At 57.5% G+C, this 14,131-nt stretch carries 11 protein-coding genes and 1 riboswitch; of the genes, 5 read left to right on the forward strand and 6 right to left on the reverse strand.

Annotation, left to right across the window (positions count from 1 at the left end; translation table 11 throughout):
• Positions 1–465 precede the first annotated feature (465 nt).
• From metA to aceK, 4 genes are all read left to right on the forward strand, one after another.
• A complete protein-coding gene (gene metA / locus LU196_RS08825) occupies positions 466–1,395 on the forward strand; it encodes a homoserine O-succinyltransferase (RefSeq protein WP_232758921.1) in 930 nt (309 codons plus the stop codon).
• A gap of 272 nt (positions 1,396–1,667) precedes the next feature.
• Positions 1,668–3,266, forward strand: a complete 1,599-nt coding sequence (gene aceB / locus LU196_RS08830; RefSeq protein ID WP_232758923.1) for a malate synthase A — start codon at positions 1,668–1,670, stop codon at positions 3,264–3,266.
• A gap of 16 nt (positions 3,267–3,282) precedes the next feature.
• Positions 3,283–4,584, forward strand: a complete 1,302-nt coding sequence (gene aceA, locus LU196_RS08835) for an isocitrate lyase (protein ID WP_232758925.1) — start codon at positions 3,283–3,285, stop codon at positions 4,582–4,584.
• A 46-nt stretch (positions 4,585–4,630) separates the two neighbouring features.
• The gene (gene aceK / locus LU196_RS08840) at positions 4,631–6,364 is read left to right on the forward strand and encodes a bifunctional isocitrate dehydrogenase kinase/phosphatase (RefSeq protein ID WP_232758926.1); all 1,734 of its coding nucleotides are present in this window, start codon (positions 4,631–4,633) and stop codon (positions 6,362–6,364) included.
• Here aceK and iclR read toward each other — a convergent pair.
• On the reverse strand, positions 6,361–7,194 hold the full coding sequence (gene iclR, locus LU196_RS08845; RefSeq protein ID WP_232758927.1) for a glyoxylate bypass operon transcriptional repressor IclR: 834 nt from the start codon (positions 7,192–7,194) through the stop codon (positions 6,361–6,363). The genes aceK and iclR overlap by 4 nt on opposite strands.
• Positions 7,195–7,248: 54 nt before the next feature.
• On the opposite strand from iclR, the gene LU196_RS08850 reads away from it, so the two are divergent.
• On the forward strand, positions 7,249–7,467 hold the full coding sequence (locus LU196_RS08850) for a hypothetical protein (protein WP_232758928.1): 219 nt from the start codon (positions 7,249–7,251) through the stop codon (positions 7,465–7,467).
• 4 nt (positions 7,468–7,471) lie between these two features.
• Here LU196_RS08850 and LU196_RS08855 read toward each other — a convergent pair whose 3' ends face one another.
• The 5 genes from LU196_RS08855 to pgi all read right to left on the reverse strand — a co-directional run bounded on the left by LU196_RS08855 (position 7,472) and on the right by pgi (position 13,506).
• Positions 7,472–9,562, reverse strand: a complete 2,091-nt coding sequence (locus LU196_RS08855) for a YjbH domain-containing protein (protein WP_232758929.1) — start codon at positions 9,560–9,562, stop codon at positions 7,472–7,474.
• Entirely contained in the window at positions 9,562–10,299 is a 738-nt protein-coding gene (locus tag LU196_RS08860) for a capsule biosynthesis GfcC D2 domain-containing protein (protein ID WP_232758930.1), read from the reverse strand. The genes LU196_RS08855 and LU196_RS08860 overlap by 1 nt, the downstream gene beginning before the upstream one ends.
• Positions 10,296–10,943, reverse strand: a complete 648-nt coding sequence (locus tag LU196_RS08865) for a YjbF family lipoprotein (protein WP_232758931.1) — start codon at positions 10,941–10,943, stop codon at positions 10,296–10,298. Before LU196_RS08865 ends, LU196_RS08860 begins: the two co-directional genes overlap by 4 nt.
• Positions 10,944–11,018: 75 nt before the next feature.
• Positions 11,019–11,267 (reverse strand): exopolysaccharide production protein YjbE, encoded by a 249-nt coding sequence (gene yjbE / locus LU196_RS08870; protein ID WP_232758932.1) that lies wholly within the window; start codon positions 11,265–11,267, stop codon positions 11,019–11,021.
• A 592-nt stretch (positions 11,268–11,859) separates the two neighbouring features.
• The gene (gene pgi / locus LU196_RS08875) at positions 11,860–13,506 is read right to left on the reverse strand and encodes a glucose-6-phosphate isomerase (RefSeq protein WP_232758933.1); all 1,647 of its coding nucleotides are present in this window, start codon (positions 13,504–13,506) and stop codon (positions 11,860–11,862) included.
• A gap of 400 nt (positions 13,507–13,906) precedes the next feature.
• Positions 13,907–14,101: riboswitch (Lysine riboswitch) on the forward strand.
• Positions 14,102–14,131 lie beyond the last annotated feature (30 nt).

Raw genomic sequence — 14,131 nt, forward strand, 5'->3', positions numbered from 1 at the left:
AACTCAGAAGTGAAACGCCGTAGCGCCGATGGTAGTGTGGGGTCTCCCCATGCGAGAGTAGGGAACTGCCAGGCATCAAACAGAAGAGCCCTGAACGACCGTTCAGGGCTTTTTTACGTCTGCAGAAAAAGAGACTGAAGAAAGCGCCCGTTTACCCAACTTACGCAGGCCACCTTTCCGCCCCCGCTGTCGCTGCTGGGCGATCTTTCTCGTTGTGCAAACGCGAGCAAACTCGGCGCGTTGGCTCAAACGTCGGCTGCTCGCCAGGGATTCGTACGCCACCGCGCCCGCTCGGTTGACTGCACCTTTGATTAACTCGCTATCTCACCCCGCTTCCTTTCCCACCCAATGCTGAAACATTTTCATAAAACGCATGAAGTATCGACATTATGAGCCTACCAGGCTAATCTCGGGCATCTGGATGTCTAAACGTTTATACGGTTATCAGTAAGAGGTGAGTAGGCTATGCCAATCAGGGTTCCCGACGAATTACCGGCAGTGAATATCTTGCGCGATGAAAATGTCTTTGTCATGACGTCATCGCGCGCGCGTGTGCAGGAGATCCGTCCGCTAAAAGTCCTGATCCTCAACCTGATGCCGAAAAAGATCGAGACTGAAAACCAGTTTCTGCGCCTGCTCTCTAACTCCCCGCTGCAAATCGATGTTCAGCTCCTGCGCATTGATAGCCGGGAATCGCGCAACACGCCCAGCGAGCACCTGAATAACTTCTACTGCAATTTCGATGATATCGCACACGACAACTTTGACGGCCTGATTGTCACAGGTGCACCGCTGGGATTAGTGGATTTCAACGATGTGGCTTATTGGCCCCAAATCCACCGTGTCTTGCATTGGGCCAAAGAACACGTCACCTCCACGCTGTTTGTGTGTTGGGCGGTACAAGCTGCACTGAATATTCTGTACGGCATCCCGAAGCAAACGCGGCAGACCAAACTTTCCGGCGTCTATGAGCATCAGATCTTACATCCGCATGCGCTGCTGACGCGCGGGTTTGATGACAACTTCCTTGCGCCGCACTCGCGCTATGCTGATTTTCCCAGCCAGCTTATCCGCGATTACACCGATTTAGAGCTGTTTGCAGAATCAGAAAGTACCGGCGCCTATTTGATGGCCAGCAAAGACAAGCGCCTGGCGTTTGTTACCGGCCACCCTGAATACGACGCGCTTACGCTGGCAGGTGAATATCACCGTGACGCTGAGGCTGGCCTCAGCCCTGACGTGCCCTTTAACTATTTTCCACACAACGATCCGACACAGTCACCACGCGCCACCTGGCGCAGTCACGGTAATTTACTGTTTTCCAACTGGCTCAACTACTACGTTTACCAGATTACGCCGTTCGATCTGCGCCATATGAATCCCACGCTCGAGTAAGTTACACCTATTCGCTCGCCCCAATGCCGCCGCGACAGTCACTCACTGTCGCGGTTTTTTTTATGGCCTCCACACAACTATGGAAGTATTTGCCTTTAATTCGAGAGTTTAAATTACAGGAAAAACAGTGGTTTTGTTTTGTTATTCAATAAAAATGGAAATAGTTTTTGAAATTAAAATAAAAATGCTTATGCTCTGATCCTGTAGGTTAAAAAACACCCGACACCGCGATCCGCTGCGTCAGCGTCGGATCAGATCAGGAGGCAGCCGCTATGACAGATTCTGTAATCAGTAATACGCTTACCTTCACGCAGCGCTTTACCCACGCGGAAAAGCAGCTGTTTACACCCGCATGCATAGATTTTCTCCACGCGCTGGTCGCGCGCTTCGCCCCTGAACGCGAGCGGCTACTTAAGGCACGGCAACAGCGTCAAAACGCTTATGATCGCGGCATGCTTCCGGACTTCGATCCAGAAACTGTTTCCATTCGGGAAAGTGATTGGCAAGTCCGTCCGCTGCCGATTCTGTTGCAGGATCGCCGCGTAGAGATCACTGGCCCACCGGACCGCAAAATGGTGATCAACGCCCTCAACGCCAACGTCAACGTCTTCATGGCGGACTTTGAGGATTCCCTTGCGCCCACGTGGCAAAAGCTGATTGACGGACAGCTCACGCTGCGCGAAGCCGTCAACGGCACTCTGCAGTTCACCAGCGAGAGCGGCAAGATTTATCAGCTGAAATCGAATCCTGCGCTGCTGATGTGCCGCGTGCGCGGGCTGCATCTTGAGGAGAAGCACGTAGAGTGGCGCGATAGCGCGATTCCGGCGGGGCTGTTTGATTTCGCGCTTTATGTGTTTCACAACGCGGAGGCGCTGTTAGCAAAAGGGCATGGTCCGTGGTTTTATCTGCCTAAAACCGAACATGCCAATGAAGCGGCATGGTGGCGCGAGATCTTCCGTTTCAGCGAGGATCGCCTCGATCTGCCGCGGGGCACCATCAAAGCCACGGTATTGATCGAAACCCTGCCAGCGGTCTTTCAGATGGACGAGATCCTGTGGGCGTTGCGCGATCACGCTGTCGGGCTCAATTGTGGGCGCTGGGACTATATCTTCAGCTATATCAAAACGCTGGCGCAGCACGGCGATCGTATTCTGCCGGATCGTCAACACATCGGAATGGATCAGCCTTTTCTCGACGCTTATTCACGATTACTGATCAAAACCTGCCATCGCCGCGGCGCGTTGGCGATGGGCGGCATGTCGGCGCTCATCCCGCACAAAGACCCCGAGCGTAACGCATGGGTGCTGCAAAAAGTGCAGGAAGATAAAGCGCGCGAAGCGGCCAACGGCCACGACGGCACATGGGTCGCCCATCCCGGCCTTGCGGATGTGGCGATGGCAGTATTCACCGACGCGCTCGGTACGCAGCCCAACCAGCTCGTGGTAAGGCGTGAGCAGGATGCGCCCATCAGCGCCGAGCGCCTGCTGCGACCCTGTCGCGGTCCGCGTACCGCAGACGGCATGCGCGCCAATATCCGCGTTGCGCTTCACTATCTGGAAGCCTGGATCAGTGGCAACGGCTGCGTACCCATCGAAGGCTTAATGGAAGATGCCGCCACGGCGGAAATTGCCCGTGCCTCAATCTGGCAGTGGATACATCACAAGCAAATCCTTAGCGACGGCCAACTGGTCACTGCGGCGCTGTTTGAGCAGTACCTGGCCGACGAACTGGCGTCACTGCGCCACAGCGTGGGCGAGACACGTTACGCACAGGGCCGCTACGCGGACGCGGCGGCACTGATGGCTGAGATCACCACTGACGACACCTTGGTTTCTTTCCTCACGCTGCCGGGCTACCGCCTGCTGCCCTGACCCTGGAGATAGCGCTATGAATCGTATGCAACAGATCGCACAACTGCAATCAAGCTGGAATACCGCACGCTGGCAGGGAATTACTCGTCCCTATAGCGCGGAAGACGTGGTGAATTTACGCGGTTCGGTGAATCCGGTCTGCACGCTGGCTGAGCGGGGCGCGACCAAACTGTGGGCGCTGCTTAACGGCAGCGCCCGTAAAGGCTACATCAACAGCCTTGGCGCATTAACCGGCGGTCAGGCGGTACAGCAGGCCAAAGCGGGCATTGAAGCCATTTATCTCTCAGGCTGGCAGGTGGCGGCAGATGCGAACCTGGCCGGGCAGATGTACCCCGATCAGTCTCTCTACCCGGTTAACTCGGTGCCTGAGGTGGTGCAGCGCATCAACCAGAGCTTTCAGCGCGCCGATCAGATTCAGTGGGCCAGTGGCCTGTCGCCCGAGGATGCAGGCTACATCGACTACTTCTTGCCGATAGTAGCCGATGCCGAAGCGGGCTTTGGGGGCGTACTCAATGCCTATGAGCTAATGAAGGCGATGATTGAGGCCGGCGCGGGAGCCGTCCACTTTGAAGATCAGCTGGCGGCGGTGAAGAAATGCGGCCATATGGGCGGCAAAGTGCTGGTGCCGACGCAGGAAGCGATTCAGAAGCTGGTTGCGGCGCGTCTGGCAGCGGACGTGATGAATGTGCCCACCGTCCTGCTGGCGCGCACCGATGCCGACGCGGCCGATCTCATTACCGCCGACTGCGACCCGCGCGATGCGCCGTTCATTACCGGCGAGCGCACGGCGGAAGGCTTCTTTCGCACCCGCGCAGGCATCGAACAGGCGATCAGTCGCGGACTGGCCTACGCCCCTTATGCCGACGTGCTGTGGTGCGAAACCTCAACGCCAGATTTGCAGATGGCGCAGCGCTTTGCCGACGCGATCCACGCGCGCTATCCCGGCAAGCTGCTGGCCTACAACTGTTCGCCCTCCTTTAACTGGAAGAAAAATCTCGACGATCGCACCATTGCACACTTTCAGCAGGCACTCAGCGACATGGGCTACCGTTTCCAATTCATTACGCTGGCCGGCATCCACAGCATGTGGTTCAACATGTTTGACCTCGCGCATGCCTACGCGCAGGGCGAAGGGATGCGTCATTACGTTGAGAAAGTGCAGCAGCCGGAGTTCGAGGCGCGCGCGCGGGGCTACACCTTCTCGTCCCATCAGCAAGAAGTGGGCACCGGCTATTTCGATCGCATCACCCACGTCATCCAGGGCGGGGAGTCCTCTGTTACCGCCATGAAAGGCTCAACCGAAGCCGCGCAGTTCTGAGCCGTTTTCCGGCCCAGGGAAGGGCCGTCCGCACAGGAGAACGCCGATGTCACCGCGAGAATTGCTGATTGCCCATACCATTTTGCAGGGATTTGACGCCCAGTATGGCCGGTTTCTTGATATCACCGCCGGGGCGCAGCAGCGCTTTGAACAGGCGGAGTGGCAGGCCGTCCAGCACGCCATGAAGGCGCGCATCCATCTTTACGATCACCACGTCGGCCTGGTGGCGCATCAGCTGCGTATTCTCAATGATGTGGCGCAGTGGGACGGCGCATTTTGGCTGCGGGTCAAACACCATTATGAAACGCTGCTGCCGGAGTATCCGCGCCCGGAAATCGCCGAAAGTTTCTTCAATTCTGTGTTCTGCCGCTTACAAGGGCATAGCCATCTGCACCCTGAGCGGCTATTTATCTTTTCGTCGCAGCCTGCAACGTCGGTACCGCAGGCGCTGCGCCCGCTGTCGCGCGGCTACTGCGCGCAGCAAGGGTGGCATCAGGTACTGCACCATGTACTCAGCGATCTGCCGCTGCGCCTGCCGTGGCAGGACAGGGCGCGAGACATTGGCTGGATTGTGCGTCATTTGCAGGAGCAGTTCAGCCCGGCGCAGCTGCAACACGCCACGCTCGACGTCGCCAGCGAACTGTTTTATCGCAATAAAACCGCGTGGGTCGTGGCTCGCTTGCAGTTACGCGAGGAAATGGTGCCCTTTCTGCTGCCGATTCAGCGCGACGACAGTGGCCGCCTGTGGATCGATACCTGCCTGACTGACAGCAACGACGCCAGCATAGTGTTTGGCTTTGCGCGCGCCTATTTCATGGTATACGCGCCGGTCCCCGCCGCGCTGGTCGCCTGGCTGCAACCGATTCTGCCCGGCAAAACCACGGCCGAACGCTACATGGCGATTGGCTGCCAGAAGCACGGCAAAACCGAATGCTACCGCGAATACCTGCACTATCTGGCGCACAGCGACGAAGCGTTTACGCTGGCACCCGGCGTGCGCGGCATGGTGATGCTGGTGTTTACGCTGCCGGGGTTTGATCGGGTTTTTAAAGTGATTAAAGACCGCTTTGCCCCGCAAAAAGAGGTCACGGAAGCGCAGGTGCGCGACTGCTACCGCCTGGTCAAAGAGCACGATCGCGTGGGACGCATGGCCGATACGCAAGAGTTTGAGCATTTTGCGCTGCCGCGCCATCGCATTCCGCCGTTGCTGCTGGCGGAGTTTATGCGCGATATTCCGCAAAAAATCGACGTGCGCGATGACGTGGTGATCATTCGCCACTTATGGCTGGAACGCCGCATGCAGCCGCTTAATTTGTGGTTAACCGCGGCGACGCCAGACCAGCGGCAACATGCCATTGCTGAATACGGCGATGCCATTTGCCAGCTGGCGGCGGCGAATATTTTTCCTGGCGACATGCTGTTTAAAAACTTTGGCATGACGCGGCACGGGCGGGTGGTGTTTTACGACTATGACGAAATCCGCCCGATGACCGAGCTGGTGTTCCGCGACGTGCCGCCTGTGCGCTATGAAGAGCAGGAATTGCAGGCTGAGCCGTGGTACAGCGTAGGCCCGGACGACGTGTTTCCCGAAACGTTCCGCTACGCCTTATGCAGCGAACCGACCAGCGGCAAGCTGCTTCAGGCGCTGCATCCACAGCTGTTTGAGGCTGGCTGGTGGCGCGCGGTACAGGCGCGTATTCGCGCCGGGCATATCGAAGAGGTCATGGCGTGGCGCACGACGCAGCGTTTCTGCGTGCGCTACGCCACGGTGGCCGCTTAGCGTCCAGAATACGCTTGGGTGACGCGCCGCGCCGCCCGAATCACCAGCGCGCCCAGTTCGGTAATGCGGTCGTCGGTCATGCGCGCCAGCGGGCCGGAGATGGAGATGGCCGCGAAGGGCTCGCCGTGCTCGTCGTAGATGGGCGCGGCCACGCAGCGCAAGCCGAGCGCGTGCTCTTCATCGTCGTGCGAATAGCCGATTTTACGGATCAGCGCCAGGTTGTCCTTAAGGCTGTGCGGCGACATCAGCGTTTTTGGCGTGTAGCAGTGCAACCCTTTCTGATGCAGCAGGGCGGTGATTTGCGTGTCGCTGAGATGGGCGAGAAACGCTTTGCCCGCGCCCGAGGCGTGCATCGGCAGCTTGCCGCCGATGGGGGCCGACATACGCATAAGCTGCGTACACTGTACTTGATCGATGATCACCGCCTGATAATCACTGAGATCCAGCACCGCCAGATTTACCGTCTCGCCGGCGTCCATCATCAATTCCCGCAGGATCGGATGAACGATAGCCAGCAAATTACGGCTCTGTAAAAAGCTGCTGCCGACCACAAAGGCGTGCGCGCCCATGGTCCAGAAACCCAGCTCGCCCGTTTGCTGAACGAATCCCTGCTGCTGCAAGGTGGCCAGCAGGCGGTGCGTGGTGGAATTGGGCAGACCAGCCTGCTGGGCCAGCTCGGTCAGCGCCACGCTGCCTTGCGACTCGGCAATCAGCTCAAGCAGGCGCAAGCCGCGCGTCAGCGACTGAACTTGACCACCGGCGGCGGCAGGCGCGGCGGCCGGCGTGGCGCGCGGTTTCTTGCCGCGTTTAGCGGGTACGGGGGTGGCCATGATCTCTCCTGAGGGCATTAATACTGGAAACCATTTTCGTTTTTAACGGGATGAATGCAAACGCTGCTTCACTGGTCGGATCTGTGTTGCCTGGCGTTAACCCGCGCACGCTTCGCAGGCTCACCGTTCTGTGCCGGTAACGGCGTGAACAGGGTCATGGCGGACGATAATGCGGCGCGTAGAGGCGGTCTGCGCCTTCTTGAGGTCACGCGTAAACAGGGCAGGCGTATGGGTGAAACGGCAGTGAAAAAAGGCGGCCTGACGGCCGCCTAAAAGGTTAGTTAAAGCGTGCGTCGCGATCGGACGTGAGGTCATACAGCTGATATTTGCGGCCCAGCATCTGTCCGCCATCACGCGTCAGCGGCACCCAGTTCACCATGGCGCGACCGCGCGTTGGCGTCACCGTAAACAGATCCATTGGGATGGAAATGTAGAACCCTTTGGTGAAGTCACCCTCGCCGTAATCTTTGGCCGAGACGTTGGTTTTCGTGGCGTAGAAGCCCACCATGACGCCGCTGTCAAAGCGCTTGGACACATCCAGCGTGACGCCCTTGTCCTTCGCCAGATACTGCCCCACGCTTGCCTTTACCAACACATCCTGGCTGAACCACGGTCGCCAGTAGCCGGTCAAATGGCCGGTGGGCGCGCTGTAGTCGGTGAACTGCATCATGTTGTCCCAGTCACGCTGCTTCACGTAATTGGCATCAAGGCCCACCGCCCAATTGCTGTCGATAGGGCGGTAAAGCACTTCGCCGCCGACGCCGCCGTACATGGTCTCCAGATAACCGCCGTACACTTGACCGTAGACATCGCCGCCTAAATAGCGCAGGTAGTTCGCCTGTAAGTCATTCACGTAGACGTTATTCTGCACGTAGTCGCGAATGTGGGTACGCACGCGCGGCAGGGTAGAGTCGGATGGGGCGCCGTTGTAGTTGAACTTGTTATAGTTATTGGCCACGTTGGCAAACACACTGCCGCCGACCAGCAGGTGATCGGTGAGCCAATAATCGACGTTACCCATCACGCCAATCTGGTACATGTAGAAGTTTTCTGGCCCGCCTACCGACTGATTCAACACCGGTGCCAGGCTGTAGTTCAGCCGATCTGGACGAATAAAGAAGCCCTGCTCGCTGTTCACCGGCTCTGTGGGTGCAACGCGCGTTTGCTGCAGCGGCTGCTCGTGCCCCAGCGGATAGCCCACCAGCGATTGATGCAGGCTGGCTACGTCCGTGCGCGTTGTGACCTGCGGCATACCGTAGCGTGTTTCCGTGACATCCAGGGTTTGAATACCCGCCGGCAGGTTGTTCATGATGATGCGGTTGGCGCGATCCACGCCTTCGCGCGTATCGCGATATTTGCTCTGTTCACCGCTCACGTACAGCGTGCTGCCTTTGGTTTGAATGCGCGGGCCATCCAGTCCGGCATTATATTTCAGCGCGCTCAGTTGACTGGCCACCACCGTGGGCTCCAGCAGCTCGTCCTGCGGTTGCGGCTGGTAAGCGGGGGGCGCCTCGTCAATATGCGACTGGCGCAAGTCGTTGAAGTTAGTGCGCACCGTGACGCCAAACATAAAGGTATTGCCGCGCTCATAGCTGACGTTGAAGTCTGCCCAGTTGGTCAGACGGTAGATAGCGCCCACGTTGACCTTGCTGCGCTGCTCAAGGCGACCGGCGAAATCATCCTGATAGTTGTTCCCTTCGTATTCCAGCTTTAGGCGTAGTGGCTGCCACGGCGTTTGGTATTCGACGCCGCCAAACAGGGCTGCGGGGCCGTGGAACATCTGCGAGCCGTTGATCGCCCCCGGCTCACCGTTGCCGGTGCGATGGCAGAAGCTGTCATTGGCGGAGCAGAAGGGGTTTTTCACCGTGCCGCTGTTGCCCAGATAGCCCCAGCCGAGGCCCAGCGTGAAATCAAACGGTCCCCACGCTTTACTGGCCACCAGATATTCACTGTCAAACAGGCCGGTGCCGCCAAGATCGCGCGATCCCACCGCCACTTCAGGCAGCCAGAAGCCCTCTTGCCACAGGCGCAGCTTGAGATCGAACGCTTTGTCTTTGTAACTTTGATTGCCGCTAAACCCTTCCACCGCGCTGTAGCGGCGAGTACGCACGTCGGTATAGCGCACCGTGGTTTCCAGCCAGGGAAACAGCTGCAGCGACGCAGAGTAATAGCGATATTGTCGGTTATCGCGTGCATTCAGGCTGAATTCGCCTTCTTTTGCCATGCGCGCCGTGGGCGTTTGCAGCAGGCCCACGCCGCCAAAATCCGTTTGTGAAGGGCCGATAGGCTCAGGCCAGGTTTCAGCATGTACCTGACACGCCGCCGAGACCGAAGCCGCGATGAAGCTGATTAAGAGGTGTTTTTTCATCAGTCTGGGATCCGGTGAGTCAGAACAGAAAGCATGCGTGCATTGAAATCTGCCTTGCCCCAAGGCAGTACCCCGGCGCCAAGGCCAAGCCAGATCAGGCTGCCTGGATCGACTTCAACGTGGCGCTGATTCCAGTAGGCAATCGGCGCTTCATGCAGCTGCCCGTCCGGCGAGATCACCGTGGCGATATTCCGGTCAGCACCCGCAAGCGGCGTATGGTCAGCCAGATACGCCCGCACGGTTTTGCCCGGCTCCCAGCGCATTTTGCCCGGTGCGGTGAGCGCGCCTGCCACGGTCACGGTCTCTGGCGCGGCGACGAGATAGAGGTCGTACTGGCCGGACAGCGTACGGTTGGCCTCGGGGCGTAGGCGCACCACGTCAGGATCCAGCGACGTAAACTGGCGGCCAATGACCTGTACCGCGCTGAGCTGGTGGATCACGGCGCCCAGCGTGGCGGCCAGATCCGCACTGCTGTCTGCTTGCCATGCGCGTAAATCGTGCAGCAGCTGCTGCTGTTGCCGCTGAGCCACGGCGGTGGCACCCCGTTCAGCGATCGCGGTGGCGGGCCACTCACTTTGTAGAGCAGGATCGGTGACGAGCTGGCTAAGGTTTTGCATCGGACCGAGTTGGATGGTGGGTTGGCCTTGTGCACGGTGTACGGTGATCTGCGCATCAGCCAGCGCCGGGCCCGCCGCAAGCAGCAGCGCGGCGGCAAGCCGTTGAGGAATTTTTTTCATGATTTCGCTGGCTTCAGAAGGGTGGTTGCAATGGGAAACTGGTCTGCGGCCAGCATCTGCTGCGCTTGCCAGAGGGTGCCGTCACGGTTATCGATCCAGAAGGTGTTTTGCCACGTGACGTCCGGGCCGGGCATCGACACGGTCTCATGCCAGACGCGGCAGGCAATGCGTTCGCCCGCGATATCCAGCACCGTATCGCTGCCGCGCGTGAAGGTGGACACCGCCGTTGCCGCGCGGACTTTACCTTGCTCGTGCCACTGCACCACGCGCGTCCAGCGCGCGCCGTCTTGCAGCCGCAGCGGCTGCGCCAGCGGATCGGCCTGCAGGTTACTCACGGCATCCAGATTGCTGCCAAGCCCTAAGGTTTTCACCAGCCGCCCATGCTGCATCACCAGCATGGCTTTATCCTGGGTGATCCATTTCTGCTGGCCCTGTTCGTTATAACCCAGTACCACAAAGATGCGCGGACCGTCATTGATGCGCACATATTGGCTGGCATAAGGCAGGCTGGCCACCTGTTGGTCAGTGACCGTAACGTCCGAAGGGCCCTCGACAGCCAGCATTAGCGTCTGTTCGAGTCCTTTTTGCGTTTGCGTGCAGGCCTGTAGTAACAGGCACAGAAGAAGGAGTGAGCGTCTGCGCACGATGTAATCCCTGTGTGAGGCAAATAAAACAAAAAATAACCACACGGCTGTGTGGTTATGTTTAAAGGTGTTGCATCAACGAGTCGTACTCGTCGTGGTGGTTGTTGTTGTACCGGTGTTTGCGCCGTCACCGCCGCCAGCCGCGGCGATTCCGACCCCTACCAACGCACCGAGTGCGCCGATACCGACCGCGGTGGACGCGCCCGTGGCGAATGTTCCCGCCTGCGCACCGGCTGCGGCACCGGCTTCTTCTGGCGCGGCAAACGCCGCAGAAGAGACGGCAACGTAAAGTAAAGTTGCACCGGCAACCATCAGTTTTTTCATCACTGCGTTTCCTGCATCGATTAAAAAATGAATGAAGGATGATGCCCGCCATATTCGCGCAGCGGCTATGAGAAATGGCCGGATACGCCCCGGACGTTATTCTCTGCCGCATGTCGATATAAAGGACAGCCCGAAGGCGCGTTCAGTATAGGGCAATAAATTATCAGAGTTGAGCGCGAGAAAAAGGGTGGCAAAATTTATACATATTGTGACGATAATGGCGCCATATTGGCGATAGCTGCTTTTTTTACCGAGGTTTTTGCGCTCAAGTGGCATAACGGTATGGTTCCGCGAGAGGCAACAGAATTATTCACTTTTCCAACTATTATTGGCGCGAAATAATAAGATTCAGAATTTACGCATTTTACTAAAATTACAAAATGACGTCTTATCATAGCGATAGTTAATTATTCCCTGATAAACAGGGCCAATTATTTGTCCAGGCTGCGGGACATATTGCATGCAGGATCAGATATTCCTTAGGCTATTTTAAGACTTTTCTAGTGTTAGTGTGGCAATTGAATGACAGCGTCGACCGCGTGGCAAAAAATAAGGCGACCGTGTGGCCGCCTTAGTTATCGCCATTCGAAGCTTAACGCCAGGCTTTATAACGATTAATTAAGCCGTTGGTTGATGCATCGTGACTGGAAATCTCCGCGTCATTTTCCAGCTCGGGCAAAATACGATTCGCCAGCTGTTTGCCCAACTCCACGCCCCACTGATCGAAGGTGAAGATGTTCAGGATCGCGCCTTGGGTAAAGATTTTGTGCTCGTAAAGCGCGATCAGTGCACCCAGGCTGTAGGGGGTGATCTCACGCAGCAGAATGGAGTTGGTGGGGCGATTCCCCTCAAACACTTTGAACGGCACGATGTGCGCCACCGATTCGGCAGATTTGCCCGCGTCGGCAAACTCCTGCTCGACGGTTTCGCGAGATTTACCAAACGCCAGCGCCTCGGTCTGGGCGAAAAAGTTCGACAGCAGCTTCTGGTGGTGATCCGCCAGCGCGTTATGCGTTTGTGCCGGCGCGATAAAATCGCAGGGAACCAGCTTGGTACCCTGATGAATCAGCTGGTAGAACGCGTGTTGACCGTTGGTGCCTGGCTCACCCCAAATGATGGGGCCGGTCTGGTAATCCACCGGATTGCCCGCGCGGTCGACATACTTGCCGTTGGATTCCATATTGCCCTGCTGGAAGTAAGCGGCGAAACGGTGCATGTACTGGTCGTAAGGCAGAATGGCTTCGGTTTCCGCCCCAAAGAAGTTGTTGTACCAGATGCCGATCAATGCCAGCAGCACCGGCAGGTTCTGCTCTGCAGGCGTGGTAGCGAAGTGCTGGTCCATGGCGTGCGCGCCACTCAGCAGCTGCTCAAAATTGTCGAAGCCAATAGAGAGCACAATTGACAGGCCGATAGCGGACCACAGCGAGTAGCGTCCGCCTACCCAGTCCCAAAATTCGAACATGTTGTTGGTATCAATACCAAACTCGCCGACGGCTTTGGCATTGGTGGAGAGCGCCGCGAAGTGCTTCGCCACGTGCTGCTGATCGCCGGCCGTTTTCAGGAACCAGCTGCGCGCGCTATGGGCGTTGGTCATGGTCTCCTGCGTGGTAAAGGTTTTTGACGCCACCAGGAACAGCGTGGTTTCTGGACTCAGGTCTTTCAGCGTTTCGGCAATGTGCGTGCCGTCCACGTTGGAGACAAAGTGCATGTTGAGGTGATTTTTGTACGGACGCAGCGCTTCAGTCACCATAAAGGGACCGAGGTCAGATCCGCCAATACCGATGTTAACCACATCAGTGATCGCTTTGCCGGTATAGCCTTTCCACTCACCGCTAATGATGCGCTCAGAGAAACTCTTCATCTTTGCCAGCACGGCATTCACGTCAGGCATCACATCTTTGCCATCCACCAGAATCGGTGTATTGCTGCGGTTGCGCAGCGCCACGTGCAGCACGGCGCGATCTTCGGTGCGGTTAATTTTCTCGCCGGAGAACATGGATGCGATCGCGCCCGCCAGATCGGTCTCTTTAGCCAGCGCCTGTAATGCCGTCAGGGTTTCCTCGGTGATGCGGTTTTTTGAGAAATCCACCAGCATCTGGTCGTCAAAGGTGGCAGAGAATTTCGCAAAACGATCGGCATCCTGCGCAAATAAATCGGCAATTTGTACCGATTTCATCTGTTCAAAATGCTGCTGCAGCGCTTTCCAGGCTGCGGTTTGTGTCGGATTGATATTTTTCATGGCAACACTCTTGTTGATAGGGGAACCGTCATGCAGCCAGGCGCGTCCTGCGTGCCTGACCTGTTAATCCACGCGTTTGGCTTCTCAGCTTTCGCCGCCTTAAGGCGAATTTCAGTATGACCACAGTTGTCAGCGAAAGGAAAAAATTTGTGACCGCGGCCGCACGGTTTCAGGTTAATCCGGCGTGGATTCTGCCTGAAACGCGTGGGCGGTTCCCTGCGCTGCATCAGAAAAACGCGCCTGTGAGCGCAGCCTTGCGCCAGCCAAACGCAGCGGTAACATGCCCCGCGCTTCATGCTGCCTGAGCCCAAGTGTAAAAATGCGTAACCCCCTCTGCCACAAGGCTGGACAGCGAAACAATTAATCAGTATTTTGTCCGCGCGACTTGCACCTCCGGGTGCAAGCCAGAAGAGGCGCGTCGCCCAGGCAGTGTGTTCGAGGATCCGTATCCGTAGACAACACATCAGGGGGTGCGACGCCGAGGTGGTGTAACACGCGGAGTGTTGTACTGTCGGCTGCAGGGGCTGAATCCTCTGGGTTGTCACCAGAAACGTCCGCAGTCGGACGTTTCGCAAGGTGAAGTGCTTTTGGTGACTCATCTCCTGATCTTGTCTGTCCAATTCTG

This window comes from Pantoea sp. Mb-10 (assembly GCF_021272205.1).
GTDB lineage: Bacteria > Pseudomonadota > Gammaproteobacteria > Enterobacterales > Enterobacteriaceae > Pantoea.